Origin of the sequence: Nocardia sp. NPDC049190 (assembly GCF_040648115.1) — a bacterium.
Lineage (GTDB): Bacteria > Actinomycetota > Actinomycetes > Mycobacteriales > Mycobacteriaceae > Nocardia.
Genome location: NZ_JBEZDE010000015.1, coordinates 42,266 through 60,467 on the forward strand (window position 1 = coordinate 42,266; position 18,202 = coordinate 60,467).

General features: G+C 65.1%; 11 protein-coding genes and 1 pseudogene. 7 read left to right on the forward strand and 5 right to left on the reverse strand.

Annotated elements, in window-relative coordinates:
- Positions 1-76 precede the first annotated feature (76 nt).
- The 5 genes from AB0B25_RS15540 to AB0B25_RS15560 all read left to right on the forward strand — a co-directional run bounded on the left by AB0B25_RS15540 (position 77) and on the right by AB0B25_RS15560 (position 5,352).
- Entirely contained in the window at positions 77-1,399 is a 1,323-nt protein-coding gene (locus tag AB0B25_RS15540) for a pyridoxal-phosphate dependent enzyme (RefSeq protein ID WP_357179107.1), read from the forward strand.
- A 58-nt stretch (positions 1,400-1,457) separates the two neighbouring features.
- Positions 1,458-2,378 carry an alpha/beta hydrolase gene (locus AB0B25_RS15545; protein ID WP_357179110.1) on the forward strand — a complete coding sequence of 307 codons (921 nt, stop codon included), beginning with the start codon at positions 1,458-1,460 and terminating at the stop codon, positions 2,376-2,378.
- 593 nt (positions 2,379-2,971) lie between these two features.
- Positions 2,972-3,724 carry a DUF4239 domain-containing protein gene (locus AB0B25_RS15550; RefSeq protein WP_357179113.1) on the forward strand — a complete coding sequence of 251 codons (753 nt, stop codon included), beginning with the start codon at positions 2,972-2,974 and terminating at the stop codon, positions 3,722-3,724.
- 37 nt (positions 3,725-3,761) lie between these two features.
- Positions 3,762-4,595, forward strand: coding sequence for a hypothetical protein (locus AB0B25_RS15555; RefSeq protein WP_357179116.1), 834 nt, complete (start codon positions 3,762-3,764; stop codon positions 4,593-4,595).
- A gap of 196 nt (positions 4,596-4,791) precedes the next feature.
- Positions 4,792-5,352, forward strand: coding sequence for an EF-hand domain-containing protein (locus AB0B25_RS15560; RefSeq protein WP_357179118.1), 561 nt, complete (start codon positions 4,792-4,794; stop codon positions 5,350-5,352).
- Between the two features lie 138 nt (positions 5,353-5,490).
- Here the strand turns inward: AB0B25_RS15560 and AB0B25_RS15565 are convergent, their stop codons facing one another.
- From AB0B25_RS15565 to hutC, 5 genes and pseudogenes are all read right to left on the reverse strand, one after another.
- Positions 5,491-5,652: a hypothetical protein gene (locus AB0B25_RS15565; protein WP_357179121.1), complete on the reverse strand. Its 162-nt coding sequence runs from the start codon at positions 5,650-5,652 to the stop codon at positions 5,491-5,493.
- 17 nt (positions 5,653-5,669) lie between these two features.
- Positions 5,670-5,924 (reverse strand): annotated as a pseudogene (locus tag AB0B25_RS15570) (citrate/2-methylcitrate synthase); the annotation flags it as partial.
- A 143-nt stretch (positions 5,925-6,067) separates the two neighbouring features.
- On the reverse strand, positions 6,068-11,530 hold the full coding sequence (locus AB0B25_RS15575; RefSeq protein ID WP_357179124.1) for a carboxyl transferase domain-containing protein: 5,463 nt from the start codon (positions 11,528-11,530) through the stop codon (positions 6,068-6,070).
- An 884-nt stretch (positions 11,531-12,414) separates the two neighbouring features.
- Positions 12,415-13,698 (reverse strand): cytochrome P450, encoded by a 1,284-nt coding sequence (locus tag AB0B25_RS15580; protein WP_357179127.1) that lies wholly within the window; start codon positions 13,696-13,698, stop codon positions 12,415-12,417.
- Positions 13,699-14,103: 405 nt separating this feature from the next.
- Positions 14,104-14,856, reverse strand: coding sequence for a histidine utilization repressor (gene hutC / locus AB0B25_RS15585; RefSeq protein WP_357179130.1), 753 nt, complete (start codon positions 14,854-14,856; stop codon positions 14,104-14,106).
- Between the two features lie 209 nt (positions 14,857-15,065).
- On the opposite strand from hutC, the gene AB0B25_RS15590 reads away from it, so the two are divergent.
- Both AB0B25_RS15590 and hutU read left to right on the forward strand, forming a co-directional pair.
- Positions 15,066-16,502: a cytosine permease gene (locus AB0B25_RS15590; protein WP_357179133.1), complete on the forward strand. Its 1,437-nt coding sequence runs from the start codon at positions 15,066-15,068 to the stop codon at positions 16,500-16,502.
- Entirely contained in the window at positions 16,499-18,199 is a 1,701-nt protein-coding gene (gene hutU, locus AB0B25_RS15595) for a urocanate hydratase (protein WP_357179136.1), read from the forward strand. The genes AB0B25_RS15590 and hutU overlap by 4 nt, the downstream gene beginning before the upstream one ends.
- Positions 18,200-18,202: the final 3 nt, after the last annotated feature.

Below are 18,202 nucleotides of genomic sequence, written 5' to 3' on the forward strand. Positions count from 1 at the left end.
CCGAGGCCGGCACAGCCGAAACCGAAGCCGTTGAAACAACGGCTACCAGGACATTCCTTTCAGCCCCGCACCGCCGATGACACAGGTCTCGGGAACCCCGGCAAAGCCATCACGCCACCGTTCGAAGAATTCGGTTCCACCGCCATCGCGGTCCGAAAAAATCCCCACGATATCAAACGATGACCTGATTCACTCGAGTGCTCGCCCGGATGCAAAAGGTCTCACGGATCGGAATGATGTAATAACTCCGGATCTGCGCGCACCGTCCCGTGCGGAACGACGGAAAGCGCTGCAAATTATCGCCGAGTCCGGGTTGCCGACTCCGGCAATGTTCCACTCACCGGAATTGGATCTGCTCGGCGGCGGGAAACTGCACATCGCCCTGGAGAATCGGCACCCGGTGTCTCATTCGATCAAAGATCGCGCCGCGCGAGTAGTGGTATCAGGTCTGCGGAGCCATCCTCGAGGAAAACCGATCTACGTCGCGTCGTCCGGCAACCACGCGATCGCGTACGCCGAAGCCTGTCTGCGGCGCGGATTTCCGATGATCGCCGTGGTGCCGGCCACGACCTCGGAGCTGAAGGTGGCGAAGATCGAAGCCTGGGGCGCGAGCGTCGTTCGCATCGGATCGACCTGGGACGACTCCTATGAATACGCGAAACAGCTGACCCGACAAGATGGTGGACTGTTCCTGGATCTGTCGTCGCCGTATTCGGTCGCCGCGCTCGGGACAGCGGTGCACGACATGCTGTTGCGGCGCCCCTTCGTGAACACCGTCGTGTTGCCCGGCGGCGGCGGCACCATCGCGTCGGCCGCACGTGTGGTTCGCAACTTCGAGCAGATCCAGGGCGGCAAGTACAAGATCTTGATCGCGTGCCCGGAGAACGCACCGACCATCTATGAATCAGTCAAAGCCGGCAGACCGGTTACTGTGCAGCCGCACACCGTCGCCGAGGCGATGAATGTTGCCACTGTCGACGCCCATCTCTTGCCGGAGATCATCGATTGCGCCGATGATGTCGTTCTGGTGCCGGACCGTTGGATCGAGCAAGGGATTCCGTTGCTGAGTTACGCCATCGGTGACCCCGTCGAGGCAGCGGGAACGGTGGGGCCCATGGCGGTTCTCGGGTCGGGCGGGGTGCTCCGTGGCGCGAGTGGCGCCGTGCACGACTTGCGAGGACAGGCGGTGGCCACGATGGTCACCGGCGGCAATATCGCTTGGGGCGAAGTGGACTCGATCCGCGTCGACTCTCACGTTCGGATGACAGATCAGATCGAACGCCCCGTTGACATCAAAACAGCCGGCGATCTGACGATCCGCCCGAAGGGTGGTCGCCAGGCCGATCCACAGGTCACGACGAATACGTCGCCCCACACATGGACACGCCGACAGCGATGAGAATTCGTGCTGGCGTAGGTCTACATGGTCGATCTCTATTCAACGAGGAGGACAGGCAATGAGCACCTTCGGTTCCGAAGGGCGGGGTATGCCACCGACGCTCGGTTCAGTGGTGTCCGAACTCGGTGACAGCTTTGTCGCCGCAACTGCCGCGGTCAACGGCACGACCATTCATTATGTGCGGGGCGGGCACGGCCCCACGTTGGTCCTTCTGCACGGCTTTCCGCAGGATTGGTTCGAGTGGCGGCGAGTCATGCCGCGGCTGTCGGAACGGTACATGGTGATCGCTGTCGATCTGCCCGGTGTGGGCGGTTCCGCGCCGAGCGTGGCGGGCTATACCGCGGCGGACATGGCCGAGGACGTCCACCTGCTCCTCGACGGGCTCGGACTGGGCAGCGCTCATGTGGTCGGCCACGACATCGGCGGAATGGTGGCCTACGCGTTCGCTCGACGTTTCCCTGGTTCCACCCGCACCGTGACAATTCTCGAGACGCCGATCCCCGGCATCGAACCCTGGCTCACCCTCGACGTCGACGTTCCGCTGTGGCATGGCGCATTTCATATGGTTCCCGGACTACCGGAGGCGCTGGTAGCCGACCGACAGGCGATCTACTTCCGCTACTTCTTCGACGTCGGCACCAAGGACAACAGTGTCATCAGCGATGCCGACGTCGAGCACTACGCCGCTGCCTATCGCGGCCCGGACCAATTGCGTTCGGCCTTCGAGATGTACCGCGCCGTCGCCGCCAACATGACCTTCAACAGCGCACAGACCGAGCCCATTGATATCCCTCTGCTACTCGCGGGCGGCGAGCATGTCTTCGGACCGATTCTTCCACGGCTTGCCCAGAACCTGTTGGCCGACTACGGATGGTCCGACGTCGAGGTCCATGTCGTCGCCGACGGCAAGCACTACCTCGTCGAAGAACGACCCGACGAGGTGGCCGAACTCATCGAACGCCACACCGCGAACAGGTAGCACACCCATGCGCCGAAGCCGAGATCGGCGGTCGCAGGCCGGCGACCGCGCAGGTGCGAGTGGCGCACTTCGAATTCTCCGGCAAGTTCTCGGTGCGTCCGGACAGAACTGATGTCACACTGGACCTGCCGCGCCGATCTTGGTGGGACAACACGGTATCGGGTGTCATCCGTTCGGAGGGGAAGCGTGATCGTATGTCGCAACGCTCTTTTCAGTCCGGCCCTCGAAGCGAAAACGCTATTCTCGCGGCGGCCGGTCCAGCCGAGGTAGCGTTCGGTCGTGTCGGCCCAGTGGGGGGCCGAGTGTGTGGGCTGCCGCGGCGGTCGGATGTAGTGGATCCGGCGGGCGATGCGGAAGCGGATTCCAAAGCGCGCAGTCGGCTGGCGCTGGGCCGGTATGCCACGGTGCCGCCTCCCCATCTGCAAATACTTACCCGGCGGGTAGTGGCACGACGTGCTGCTTCAGGCGATGCCTGACTGGTTCTATCCGGGTGCGTTCAAGGCGCGTATCGTCGCCGCACTCGGCGACTTCGTCGCGAAGGATAACCACCAACTCCGGTGGACGAGCGGCTACCCCGGGATATGGAGCATTACATGATCGTGCAATCGGCCGCGCTCGTTCTGTTCGCGCTCGCCGCGGTGTCGGTCCTTGTTCTGGCCAACCGGCTACGCGCGAAGTCGAAACGAAAAAACGAGGAAGAGGGTGGCGATGGATTGGTCCTCGACCTCATCAACACCTTCTTCGCTGCGGTGGTCGCGTTGGTGGTGGTGATCGCGTGGCAGAACTACGACAACGCGCACACCCACACTGTTGCGGAGGCCAAAGCGCTGGTGGATGTCCACTCTGCCGCGGACGAACTGCCGCAGACACAACGAGAACGGATCCAGGGGCTGGTACGTGATTACACCACGCAAGTGTTGGATCACGAATGGCCGATCATGGCCGAGAAACGACAGTTGAGCGAATCGACCCAGCAGACGTTCGACACGCTGCGCGCCGAAGCCGCGGCGCTGCCGGACACGGACGATGATGCGCGCACGCGCGTCATGGCCGGGCTCGACGGGGTCGCGCAGGCACGGTACGACCGGGCGATGGATGCGCGGTTGTCGATGCCCGGGTTCCTCTACGTCGCATTGTGGTTCGGGACCGCCCTTTTGCTGCTCGGTATGGTGCTGACCGGCCAGAAGATCACCCGACGGAACATTTTCACGACCGCCGTACTCGGTGTCGTGGTCGGTTGGGTGATCCTTGCCATTTACAACCTCGATCGGCCGTTCTCCGGCGGCAGCATCGTTCCCCGGGACGCCTTCGAACTGGCGTTGACCCGTTTCGGACCCGGCAACTGACCAACCGCCGAGTATGCGGCAGACGAGGTGTGCAGACATGGAATCGCCGACCGATTTCACGCTGATCCGCAGGGCAGCAGCAGGATTGGCCTTCATTCCACTCACCGCCGCGGCCCTTCTGACGGCGCCACCAGCGACCGCCGATCCGACGGCGTGGCCGTCCCTGGGTGATCTCACCTCCGGGAGTGCGATGGGCGAGGCCACCGTCACCACGAATGCCGACTCCGTCGGTCCCGAGTTGGCACTCGGGCCTCCTCGCCCTACGACACCGCCTGCCACCGGGAGTTTCGCACGGCGATCGGATTCAACCGGAGGCACGGAAAGCATAGGTGGCCCACTGGCACTCGATCCGACGGTAGCGGCGGCGGATGCCACGCCGACGGGTTCGAGCGATGCGCTCGGTCTCGACTCCGGCAGCGTAGCGACGGCCTGTACCGGCAGCGCCGTCGCCGGAAGTGCCTTGATCACGCTCGGATCGGCAACCGCCAGTTGGTGGCCGCGGGCCGCGCTCGGGAGTGCGGCAGTAGGCAGCGCGGCCGCCGGGAGCGGGCTGCTGACCTGCTTGTTGCTGCTTCCAGGCGCGCCGATCCCCGATCCCTATCTCCCACTGCATCTCGGCCCGCCGCTGCCGGGCTCACCGGCACCGCCTCCCACTCCACCGTCGCCTGCACCGGCGCCACCGGCGCTGCCGCCGATCGCGCCCCGGACTCCAGCGGTCACCACGGGATCCCTCGCGTACCAGCGGCCGTCGGTTCTGCCTCTCGAGGATCATGCGGCGTGGAACGTGCTGCAACTGATCACTGTCATGGTCGTGGCGGTTCTCACCGCGGCGACGCGTGGCCGAATCGCGCACGCCCGCAATCGTTCCTGAATTCGGTCGCGGCCGAGTCAATGAGGTCAATGAGGTCAATGAGGCGAACACGACACTCGCACCAAGATAGCGCTGGTGATTCCACCATTCCGCCGCATGCTCTGCCCGTTCCTCGATATCCTGGAACGGTACGTCGGTCGCGACGGAACCAGACGGCTCCTGGACTGAAACGTCAAGAGAGAAAGCGCTTCCCAGCATGATTTCCGATTTTCTCGATCGTAAACTCGCGAAACGCTTCCAGGCCTACGATGTGGACGGAAACGGCGTTATCGAGCGCCGTGACTTCGCACTCGCGGTCGAACGCATGGGAGACGCTTTCGGACGACAACCCGACGACCCCGAGTTACAACGCGTCGCGGAACTGAATTTCGTATTGTGGGATCGACTCGTCGCGCATTGCGACACAAACAACGACGGCAAGGTCAGCGAAGCCGAGTTCAAGGAAGCGTCCCTCACGGGCTCGCTGCAGACAGTCGACTCGTTCGAAGCGGACTACGCCCCGTTGATCGACGCGGCGCTGGACATCGCGGACGCCGACCGCGACGGCAAGCTCACCGCGGCCGAGTTCGCCCTGTGGGCTGCTTCGCTGTTGAACCATTCGCAGCCGGAGATCGACGAGATCCTCCGACGATTCGATCGCGACGACGACGGACTGATCGCACGGGACGTCATATTCGCCGCAATCCGCGAATACTTCTTCGACGACTCGCCGGATTCAGCGGGAAGCTGGGTGGTCGACCCTTCTCCTGACCGATAAGCCACGTGTTCGTCGAAGCAGATTTCGGTGAGTAAGCGACCGGCGAACACCATTCGCCGGTCGCTTTCTCCTTTCGAACCCGAGCAGTCGATGTCCATGGCTGCGCCGTAGTTCCTCCGCGACGTTGAAGCTCTTTGCTCAGTTGACCTGCCAGGCCGGTCGGGCCACGGCAAGTCGGGTTCCGGCGAAACGTTCTTCTGCAAGCCAGGACTGGAGCAGGTGCAGAGTGTCCGCAGCCAGGGCCTGCCCTTGCTCGATCAGGGTGCCGCCGCCCAGGACACCCGCGCACGGGATCAGCACGACATCTGGTGCCGGGCTCAGGCAATGGAACGTTGCGGCACGCCGATGTATTCGCTCAAAGGTCGAATCAGCGCGTTGGATTCGCTCTGTTCGATGATGTGCGCGGCCCACCCGGTGATGCGGCTCATCACGAAGATCGGAGTGAACATCTCGATATCGAATCCGAGAAGGTAATAGGCGGGACCGGTGGGGAAGTCGAGGTTGGGCTTGATCCCGGTCGCGTCGGCCATGGTGCCTTCGAGCACCTCGTATATCTGCACCCACTTCTGGCCGCCGGTCCACAGCTCGGTCGCCCGATCCGAGTGGATGAAAACAGCGCCCTCGCCATTCCGTACACCCCTGCAGACGGCCGCGACTGACCGACCCGAGAACGCGGCCCAAGATCTGCCTGGGCAGATCTTGGGCCGCTGATCGGTTACGGCAGTCGAGCCTGGATGGCCTCGATGATGCGTGGGCGCAGCTCGGCGGCGCGGATGACGGCGTCGACGGAGCCGACTTCGACCGCACGCTGGATGTTGTGCACGCCGTCGAACTCTGTCGCCACTTGACCGAGTTTCTCGGCACGGACCGTCGAGCGGAGTTCGTCGAGTTCCGCTTTCAACGCGCCACGATCGGCACCGGAGGCTGCCGCGGCACGGGCCTCCAGATCACGGACGCGAGAATCGGCGGCCGTGCGGACGTTGACGTCTCCCGAGAACACCACCGCCGCGGCGGGGGCGCCGCCGAGCACCGACGCGAACGAGCCCTCCAGCGCGAGCACGGTCATGTTCGGGTTCAGCGCCTTCGAGAACACCACGAACGCGCCGCCGTGATACCGCGAGATCACGCAGAACACAATGGGTCCACGGAAGTTCACGATCGCGCGGCCGATCTCGGCGCCGTACTCCAGTTGCAGCTTCCGCATCGACTCCGGCGAGCCATCGAAGCCGGACAGATTCGCCAACACCACCAGCGGCCGATTACCACTGGCCGAGTTGATGGCGCGGGCAGCCTTCTGCGAAGACCGCGGGAACAGGGTACCCGCGGTGTAGGCGTCCGGGCCGTCGGTGGGCGGGAAACCGCGCCGTTGCACCGACTGCGACTCGATGCCGAGCGCGCACACCGGCATGCCGCCCAGATGCATGTCCTGCACCACCGCGGTCTCCGCGTCGGCCATACCCGCCCAGCGTTCCAGGACCGGGTGATCCTGGTCGGACAGCGCGCGCATCACGGTCCGGATATCGAACGGCTTCTTGCGGTCCCGATTGGCCTCGGCGGAGAAGATCTCACCGACGGTGGTGAAGTCGCTGCCCTCGATGACATGCGGGAACTCGGAGATGTCGCGGTCGACCGGGTCCGTCGTGTCCGCCCGCCGTGGTGTGTCTTCGCCGGATGCGACGTACGTGTGGTCGTAGTACGACATCAACACGTCTCGCGCGGCGGTCAGGTTGGGCGCCCAGTACTGCGCCTGACCATTCGGGCCCATGACCCGGTCGTAACCGCCGATGCCGAAGTTGTCCTCGGCCGAGACACCGCCGGAGAAGTCCAGCGACTGCTTGCCGGTGAGGACCATCGCCGATTCCGGCGTCATCACCAGGATGCCCTTGGTGTGCATGAGCATCGTCGCCTCGGCGTTCCAATACGGCTGCGCGCCAACGTTGATGCCCGCGACCACGATGTTGATCTCGCCGCCGTCCTGGGTGAACTCGACGATGCGCTTGAGTGCCGCGGCCACCCAGTCCATGTTCTCCGTGCCGGAGCTCATCGAGATCCTGGCGCCGGAGGACAGCGCGTACCACTCCAACGGCACCCGCATCTGTTCGGCCAGATCGAGTGCGGCGATCACGCGGCGGCATTCCGGCTCCGACAGCGCTCCGAGCGACTTCGTCGGGTCGCCGAGCAGGATGACCCTGGTGACGCCGTCTGGATGCCGCTGGGTCGGCGTAGTGACCACGCCCGCGACGATCGCGGCAGTGTTCTGTCCCTTCGGCCGGTCGACCGGCACCAGCACATGGTTGTCGTCGAGATCGTGCTCGACGAAGGTGCCGAGCCTGCCGGTCAGCTCGTACGGGTACACCGTATTGCGGCTGCTCGCGCGCAGCACCTTCAACCGGTAGTCGTCGAGCGGCTCGACCAGCTCGACCGGCGGCTCGCCGACGGTCAGTTCGGCGCTGCCCATGGCATCGAAGGAGATTCGTACGGCGATCTTGGTCAGCTCGCCGGTCTTCCGGTCGCGCTGCCGCGCGATGAACAGGATCTCCTCCAGCCCGGCGCCCGCGGTGGTCGGCAGTACCCGCTCGGCGATGGTGTCCAGCTCCGCACGGGTGATATCGCTCGGTGGCCAGACATAGACGACGATTCGGTTCGTGTTGAACCGGTTCTTCGACGGCCGCTGCGACTGCGCGCGGCGGATCGAGTCGAGGCAGGTGGCGATAGTGTCCTCGGCGGTCGGCAGCGCGAGGAGCCGACCTTCGTGTTCGCGCAACTCGGTCAGGTTGCGCACCTGCGCGAACGCAACAAGGCGGTCGTCGGACGGATTGTCCCACGCCACGCATCGGAAGAGGTAGACCTCCTCGTCCGATGACGGCAATCGGGTGAGGTCGAACTTGCTCAACCGCTCCAGCTGCATCCGCTGTGCGATGTACGGGTGCAGGCCACGGATCAGCCGCTCCTCGGTCATCCCGGTGGCCGACCTTCGGAAGGTGAAGTGGTGGTGCATCACCGCAGCACGGCTACCTGCCACAGTCGCGGTGATCCGGTGCACCTGAGTCGGCAACGGGTGCGCGCTGATCACGTCGTGCAGCGCGGCCGCCATCGCGGCGAAGTCCTCCGGCTGCCTCTCCCAGGCGACGTAGATGTCGGCGTCGATCGCGTCCTCGCCGACGGCCAACTCCGCCAGGCGACTCAGCGCGCTGCCCAGCGCTTCGAAACGCACAGCGGCGGAGACCACGCTCGCACCCGCGCGCTCGGCGACGACAAACGTGCAGCCGTCGACCTCGCTGGTGCGGACCGCGGTAATCCCCTTGTTGCCGTAGTACCGCCGAGTCAGCACTTCCAGCATGATCGCATTGTCCAGGTCGTCGCGGACAAGCCGCTGACCGAGCAGTCGCACCAGCGGTTCGGTGCTACCCACCATCGCGGCAATGCGCTCGGTCCGGTCCGCCGCGTCCGGGTGTGCATCCAGATGGCGCAGGTGGTAGCGGACGTCGGCGTACACCCGGGCACGGTTGCGGCGCAGCAGCGGCTGGCCGAACCAAGCGAACACCACGCCGCGCGCAAGGTCGGCGACCACGGGGAAGCGGACCTGGGTGGCAGCGACCAGTCGCTCGAGGGCGACACCGACGGACTCGCGCGCTGTCTCATCCGGGAGCGGCCCCCGCAGCCACGCGCGCAGCAAGGTCGCGACGACCGTGGCCGCGGCGCCAGCACGCTGTTGGGCGAGGAAGATCCGGAACACCGCACCTTCGAGGTCGGGGGAGCGCTCCAGCTCGGTGACACCGTAGTGGCCGAGCGCCTTGGCCAGTTTGGCCTGGAATGTCTCCGGCAGCCCGGCCCTGCCGACGTCGAGACTCTGCAGGTAGATGTGAAAATGCTCGCGGGCGCTGTGCACATGGCCGGCAGCGCCGCCATCCTCGGCCGCGGGCCGGTTACGACTCAGCTCGGCGAGATCGGCGAAAACCTCGAGAAGTTCGACTTCGCCGACCATCGACCGGTGGCCGTCGTCGAGAGCCGTTTGGCGCGCGGCGAGGTAGTCGTCGAGTACCCGGCCTTCGTCGTGCGGGTCGACGTCGAAGCCGAGCAGCAGGCTGCGCAGGTCCTCTCGGCCGCGGGTGGTGCTCTCCCACGCCGGGACCGGCCCGGGCGCTGCGGGCAGATCCAGTTCGACGGGCTCCGCGGCCGAGGCGTTCTCGGCTTCGTCGTCGTCAGCGATCGGCTCCAGCCGCAGCAGTGGTGCACCGGTCTCCACCTGGGTGCCCACGGATACGGCGCATTCCTTCAGCCGTGCCTTGAACGGCGCCCGCAGCACCGTCTCCATCTTCATGCTCTCCAGCACCAGCACCGGCGCGCCCGCTTCGACCTCGTCACCGATTTGCAACGGCGTAGCGACGACCAGTGCCGGCGCGGGCGAGCGGACCACTCCGCCCTCGGCGCGACTGACCCGGTGTGTCACGCCATCCACCTCGACCAGGTGGACCGACCCGTACGTGCCGGTGACGAGGCGGTATCGCACGCCGTTGACGACGATCTGCCCGGTGTGCCGGTCGAATCGGTCGAGTTCGATGTCGGCGGTGCGCATGTCGTCACCGGCTTCGACACCCACGCGGAACCGATGCGCTCCCACTCGAGCGACACGCACCCGGTAACCGACGCCGCGCAGCTCGAGATCCAGCGGTCGGCCGCTGTTGTGCTGAACCTGCGGGCGTCCGCCGAACGCCGTCGACAGCAGCCGTTGCCGCTCGGCGCGTTCTTCCTCTTCGTATGCTTCGATGGCGGCCGCCGTCAGCGCGACAGCGGAGTGCCGGTGCGAGACGAGCCTGCCTTCGCCGCGGACACGGTCGATCCAGCCGGTATCCGCGCTGGCGTCGATCACCTCGGGCTGGTCGAGCAGGTCGAGCACGAAGCTCTTGTTTGTCGCGCCGCCCTCGATGATCACCGTGGTCTGGGCCATCGCCCGACGCAGCCGGCCGAGTGCCTCGTCTCGGTCACGGCCGTAGGCGATGATCTTCGCGATCATCGAGTCGAAGTCGGCGGGAATGGTGTCACCCGTGCTGACTCCGGTGTCTACCCGGATGCCCGGCCCGGCGGGCAGATCCAACAGCGCGATGCGACCCGGCGAGGGCGCGAAGTCGCGGTCCGGGTCTTCGGCGTTCAGCCTGGCCTCGATGGCGTGACCGCGCTCCACCGGCGGCTCGCCCTCGAGCCGGCCACCTGATGCCACGTGCAGTTGCGCCTTGACCAGGTCGAATCCGGTGGTGGACTCGGTGATCGGGTGCTCGACCTGCAGGCGAGTGTTGACCTCGAGGAACGCGAACAGTTGCTCGCCGGGGTGGTACAGGAATTCGACAGTCGCCGCGCCGCGGTAACCGACTGCGAGGGCCAGCCGTTCGGCTGATGTCTTGAGCTCGGCGGTCTGCGCCGCGCCGAGCACAGGCGACGCCGACTCCTCGATGACCTTCTGGTTGCGCCGCTGCACCGAGCAGTCGCGGACGCCGAGCGCCCACGCGGTGCCCTGGCCATCCGCGATCACCTGGACTTCGACGTGCCGGGCGCCGGTGACCAGGCGCTCCAGGAAGACGATGCCGCTGCCGAACGCCCGCGCGGCCTCCTGACTGGTGCGCTCATAGGCGTCAGCGAGTTCGGCCTCGTTCGTCACCACGCGGATGCCGCGTCCGCCACCGCCGGCGGTCGCCTTCAGCATCAACGGGTAGCCGATGTTGGCTGCCGCCTCGAGCGCCGCCTCCAGAGTCTCGACGGCGCCACGACTCCACGGCGCAACCGGCACACCGACCTCTTCGGCGATCAGTTTCGCGCCGATCTTGTCACCGAGCTTGCGCATGGCTTCCGCGCTCGGTCCGACGAAGGTGACTCCGATCTCCGCGCAGAGTTCCGCGAACGCCGGGTCTTCGGCGACGAATCCCCAACCGACCCACGCGGCGTCGGCCTTCGTCTCCACCAGCGCGCGCTCCAGCACCTTCAGGTCGAGGTATGGCCGCGCGGACGCGGGCCCGAGGTCGTAGGCGATGTCCGCTTCGCGCACGAACGTCGCGGTGCGGTCTACGTCGGTATGTAGGGCGACGGTTTCGATCCGTGCCCCGGTCTCCGCGACCAGGTCCCGAACGGCATGTATGAGCCGCATCGCGGCCTCACCACGGTTGACGATTGCGATACGGCTGAACAATCGAAGACCTTTCCTCTCCAAAAAACAGTAGCCTGGTCGGCCGGTGAGTTTACGGCGTTGAACTGTGTGTTCCGTACAGGTGTGTCCGCGCCCAAGCCGAGACCGACCCCACACTCGCGAGCGAGCGGGTACTCAACCTCATATTCGGTTGCGGTGCAAACCGTTCCATCACAGCAAGCATGCGACTTCCGGTCGCGAACCAACTTACATCCACCAGTGGAGGGAAAGCGGTCCGCGTGCGCACTGTCTACCATGCAGGCTCATTCGTCCGTGGTCACCGACTTCCCGCGGATGGAAGTCAAGGGCATAAGCCACCACTTCGCGATGCGTAGACCAGGCACCACCCCCTGTGACTGCGCACTTGCACTCGATGCAGATTTGCGCACTCGGCGGGGCGCCCTGAGCGCAATCGCCATGGTCTATGGTCCTCGATATAACTATATCCACAGGTCAAGCGTGTGGGCGTCGTGGTCGCGCGCCGCTACCGATCACGACCCACGTAGATCATGTGGCTTTTCCCGACCAGGCAGAGTCAGCTTCGACAACCGGCGCGCCACCGGCGACCGATTCATTCACCGCACGCACCTGCAGCGGATAGCCAGGGCCTGGATAACAATTTGGTATCCGATCACCGAAACATCACGTGGGTACGCCCAGACGATCAAACCCCGCCTCGGCGATCCGTTCGAACAGCTCGCGACCTGTGGTGCGACCACATCGGTCGTAGGACCGGCACGTCCATGGTCGCGCATGGGCGCCACGGCCGACCACGCCGAAGACTTCGCCGCGCACAACCGTCCACGCCCACTGCGTCGAGTTCGCTGCGCCATCGAGCACCGGGTCACCGGGAACACCGCAGAATTCGGGTATTTCGGCGACCGCCGTCAGCTTCCTGCCGGGGGTTCGAGGCGGACAACGAGCGGGCGTGCGGCGCCGAGGGTGAGCAGGGCGCTGGGTTCGATAGTCTTGTCGGCGATCGGAACGAGTCGGTGGCGCTGCAGAATCATCGCGATCGCGAGTTGCATCTCAGCCATGGCGAAAGTGTTGCCGATGCAGAGTCTGGGGCCGGCGCCGAACGGGTAGTACCCCGTCGGATTCTCGTTTCCACTGTCGCGCTCGGTGAAACGGTCCGGATCGAACCGCTCGGGGTCGTCCCAAAACTCCCGGTGCCGGTGCATATGGTAGGAACACCACAGAACGTTGGTCCCCGCGGGAATAGGGTAGCCGCCGATTTCGTCGTCCTCCGCGGCCTTCCGGAATATCTGCCAGGCCGGTGGATACAGGCGCAATGTCTCCTCGATAACGCGGCGGGTGTATTCCAGCTTAGGCAGGACGTCCATCGTGGGGCGGCAACCGCCCAGAACCTGATCGATCTCCGCACGCAGACGCTGCTCGACCGCTGGATGTCGTCCGATCAGATACCACACCCAGGTGAGCGTGCTGGCCGTGGTCTCGTGGCCGGCGAACAGCATCGCGAACACCTCGTCCCGGAGTTCCGCGTCGGTCATGCCTTCCCCGGTGTCCGCGTCCCGCGCGTGCATCATCATCGCCAGCAGACTGCCCCGATCGTGACCGTCTTCCCGGTGTCGACGAATGATCTCGTAGGTGACCTCGTCCAGCACCCGCAGGGCCCCGTGAAAGCGGCGATGTCCTGGAGTCGGCACAGCGAGCGGCACCAGCGGAAATCGCAGGTAGGCCGAGAGTTCTCGGGTCGCGGTGGCGACCGCCTCGGTGAAGCGACGGGTCATGGCATCGGCCGGGTCCATCGCGAACAAAGCACGCACTACCACCCGTAGCGTCAGCCGGCTCATCTCGGCGCGCACATCGAGATTCGCGCCGCGCGCCGACACCTGCTGCCAGCTGTTCAAGGTGGAATCGATCGTGTCGGACATGAGTTCGCCGAAGGCGGCGATCCGCGGGCGGTGGAAGGCTGGTTGGAGAAGTCGCCGCTGACGCAGCCAGCCCGGTCTGGCCGCCATGAACAGGCCGTTGCCGAACATCGCGCGCGCCATGGTGTAAGTCGGGCCGCCGCGATCGTAGTTGCGCTGGTGCCGCTTGAGTATGTGATCGACGTCGGCGGGGTGGTTGATCAACACGAACGGCATGCCCACGAGATCGACGGAAACGATGTCCCCGTACTCCTCGATTACTTCGGACAGAAACGTCAACGGGGACCGTTGAAACGCGAAGGTCGACCTCACCTTGCTGCGCGGGCCGGGCGGTCGCAGGGGCTGTCCGGATCTTGATGATGTCCGCGATGCAATCGGCATGGTGATGGTCTTCTCCGTCGAATTATGCTGACCCGATACATAATTCGGTACTGCCGCGTTCTGGCCAAGTAGGGAGATCCCCACACTTCGCGATCGGATACCCCTACCAGTACCGACAGGGAGGCGAATCTTCCGACGAACTCGAGGCGCGCGCAGCATCGCCGGTTGCGGCGAATCCGGCGTTCGCTGCAGACAGTTGGGCGGGTGCTCGTCGCGCTGGAGGCGGTAGGCAACCAGCCCAACGAACCTCAACTCGGCGCCTCGTCGCCGCGTACAGGCGTCCGACTGGCGCCCCGTCTGCGTTCAATGACTCGTGAAGGTGCCCTCCAACCGGTTGCGTGATCCCGGATGGACCAACCGGGCCACGCTGACCAGCCCACGGGCCGACCACGTCCGCCGTCGAATCAACAGGCAAGGTTCGGACCTCTTGATGCGCAGAAGGTGGCATTCGTCCGCGCTGCCGAGGACCGCTTCGACGATGTGCTCACCGCGTTCGAGGGGGGCGACTTCGCTCAGATAGGTGTTCGGTGTCTTCTGCGTGAAGTCTTGACCGAGGTATCCAGGGGCTTCGCCCGGGTTGACGTATCTGTCTTCGACCTGGATCGGTGTGTCGTCTTCGAAATGCACCATCAGGGAGTGGAAGACGGTGCCGCGTATCGAATCCTGAATGATCGGGCCCGCAGTATCGGCCGATTCCGCACGCACGTAGATCACCTCGGTGCGGTGCCGGTGGCCGCGGCGCTGGATCTCGTCGGCGATGTTCTTCACCTCGAAGAGCGGGGACGCGGTCTTCGGTGCGGCTACGAAGGTGCCGACGCCCATCATGCGCACGATCAGTCCGTCGGCGGTGAGTTCGCGCAACGCGCGATTGATCGTCATGCGGGACAGGCCGAGCGCGGCGACGAGCTGATTCTCCGACGGCAACTGGTCGCCCTCGCGCCATTGGCCCGAATTGATCTGTGCGACAACGATATTCTTCACACGCTCATAGGCAGGAGCCGAATCGATCCCCGCGTCGTTGTACAACGCGGCGAGTTCCGCGTCCCCGATCGCCACGATTCGAACCCCTTATCCATCGACTGCACCGGTGATCATCCCATGTCGTCGGCACAGGTCCGGCCGCGCTTGACATCAGGTTGTCTATACAGGACTATACATCCTGTTCATGGAAGACGTGAGCCAGCGCACGGTGCGCACGAGATCGCGGGATTCGGCCGCACACCTCGCGCCGCACCAGCCGGACTCGCGGGAAGAGAGACAGGCCTATGACCATCGACGAACCATCCGAACTCGTCCTCGCGCCGGAGCGTCACACCATCGACGTCATTCCCGACGACGAACGGCATGGCTCCCCGTTCAGCCAGTTCACCCTCTGGTTCGGCGCCAACATGCAGATCACTGCGATCGTGGACGGCGCATTGGCCGTGGTGTTCGGGGCCGACGCGATCTGGGCGATCCTGGGCCTGCTCATCGGCAATGTCCTAGGCGGCGCGGTCATGGCACTGCACTCCGCGCAGGGACCGAAGCTCGGACTTCCGCAGATGATTTCGAGCCGCGCCCAGTTCGGGGTCTTCGGTGCGGTGCTGCCGCTGATACTCGTGGTGCTGATGTATCTCGGGTTCGCCGCCACCGGCAGCGTCCTCGCCGGCCAGGCGATCAACAAGATCCTGCACATCAATAGTCCGACCGTCGGCATCGTCATCTTCGGCGTGCTCACCGCGTTCGTGGCGGTGACCGGGTACAAGCTCATCCACATCGTCGGGCGCATCGCCACGGTCCTCGGTGTTATCGGCTTCACCTACCTGGCGGTCAGGCTGTTCGCCGAATATGACGTCTCGGCGGTCATCGGGGTCAAGGGCTTCGACATCGTCACCTTCCTGCTCGCCATCTCTCTCGGCGCGGGCTGGCAGTTGACCTTCGGCCCCTACGTCGCGGACTACTCCCGCTACCTGCCGCGCGCCACGAACGCTCGTGCGACCTTCTGGTCGACCTTCGCGGGCAGCGTGATCGGGTCGCAGTGGTCGATGACCTTCGGTGCGCTGGTCGCCGCCGTCGCGGGCAAGGCATTCCTGGGTGACCAGGTCGGTTTCGTCGGCAACCTCGCCGGACCCGCCGTCATCGCGACGCTGATCTACCTTGTAGTGCTCGTCGGCAAACTGACCGTCAACTGCCTCAATGCCTACGGCGGCTTCATGTCGATCCTCACCACGGTGACCGCGTTCAATGGGCAGTCCAAGATTTCCACCGCCGCTCGCACCGCCTACATCGTCGGCTTCACCGCGGTGTCGGTGATTATCGCGGTCGGCGCCAGTGCCGACTTCTTGAACAACTTCAAGAACTTCGTGCTGGTGCTGCTGATGGTCTTCACGCCGTGGAGTGCCATCAACCTCACCGACTACTACCTGATCTCGAAAGAGAGGGTGGATGTCCCCGCGCTCTACGATCCCGACGCGCGCTACGGCCGCTGGAATAGCACCGCCATCGTGTGCTATGTGATCGGTGTACTCGCCCAGATCCCGTTCCTCGCCCAGAAGCTCTACACCGGACCGATCACCGAACAGCTCGGCGGCGCCGACATTTCCTGGATCATCGGCATCGTCGTCACCGCGGCCCTGTACTACCCCCTCGCGCGGCGCACCAGCAATCCACCCGCGTCGATGATCTATCCCGTCGACCCAGCGACCACAAGGAGCACTCGATGACCGCACGGCCCACGGCTACCTCCGGCGCGCGCCACGTGTCCGCACCACGCGGCACCGAACTCACCACGCTCGGCTGGCAGCAAGAGGGCGCGCTGCGCATGCTGATGAACAATCTCGATCCCGAGGTCGCCGAACACCCGGACGAGCTGGTCGTCTACGGCGGTACCGGTAAGGCCGCCCGCACCTGGGAGGCCTTCGACGCGATGGTCCGCACGCTGAAGACCTTGAAATCCGACGAGACCATGCTGGTGCAGTCGGGCAAGCCGGTCGGCGTGTTCCGCACCAACGAATGGGCGCCGCGCGTACTCATCGCCAACTCGAATCTGGTGGGCGACTGGGCGAACTGGGAGGAATTCCGGCGCCTGGAGGAACTCGGCCTGACCATGTACGGGCAGATGACCGCGGGCTCCTGGATCTACATCGGGACCCAGGGCATCCTGCAGGGCACGTACGAAACCTTCGGCGCGGTCGCGCGCAAGCTGGCGGCATCGGGTCGGTTCCCGAACAGCGGCGGCAGCCTGGCCGGCACGATCACCCTGACCGCCGGACTCGGAGGGATGGGCGGTGCGCAGCCGCTCGCGGTGACGATGAACGGTGGTGTCGCGATCTGTGTGGACTGCGATGCGACCCGCATCGACCGCCGGATCGCCCACCGGTATCTCGACACCAAGGCCGTCGACCTCGCGGATGCGTTGCGACTGGCCATCGAGGCCAGGGACGCCCATCGTCCGTTGTCCATCGGACTCGAGGGCAATGCGGCAGAGGTGTTCCCGCAATTACTCGCGCTGCAGGCACCGATCGACATCGTGACCGATCAGACCTCGGCGCACGATCCGCTGGCGTACCTGCCGATCGGCATGGACTTCGCCGACATGAAGACGATGGCGGACAAGGATCCGGCCCAATTCACCGAGGACGCCCGGGCCGCGATGGCCGCCCAGGTGCGGGCGATGGTCGGGTTCCTCGACCGTGGCGCCGAGGTCTTCGATTATGGCAATTCGATCCGAGATGAGGCCCGAAAGGCCGGATACGACCGGGCTTTCGACTTTCCAGGCTTTGTTCCCGCCTACATCCGACCACTATTCGAAGAAGGCCTCGGCCCGTTTCGGTGGGCGGCGCTGTCGGGTGATCCGAGGGATATCGCCGCCACCGACAAGGCAATCGTGGAGTTGTTCCCGGAGAACGCTCACCTGCGGCGCTGGATCGAAATGGCGGGGGAGAAGGTCGCTTTCGAAGGTCTGCCCGCCCGCATCTGCTGGCTCGGCTACGGTGAGCGGCACCGCGCCGGACTGAAGTTCAACGAAATGGTGGCCTCCGGTGAGCTGTCCGCGCCGATTGCGATCGGGCGTGACCACCTGGACTCGGGGTCGGTGGCCTCGCCCTATCGCGAGACCGAGTCGATGGCAGACGGTTCCGACGCGATCGCGGACTGGCCGCTGTTGAACGCCCTGGTGAACACGGCATCCGGTGCGTCGTGGGTATCGATCCACCACGGCGGCGGGGTGGGCATGGGCCGCTCGATCCACGCCGGGCAAGTCTGCATCGCGGACGGCACCGAGCTCGCCGCCGAGAAGCTGACTCGGGTGCTGACCAACGATCCTGGTATGGGCGTGATTCGGCATGCCGATGCGGGCTATCGGCACGCTATCGACGTCGCCGAAGAGCGGGGTGTGCGCGTGCCGATGGCCGAGGGTTGACAG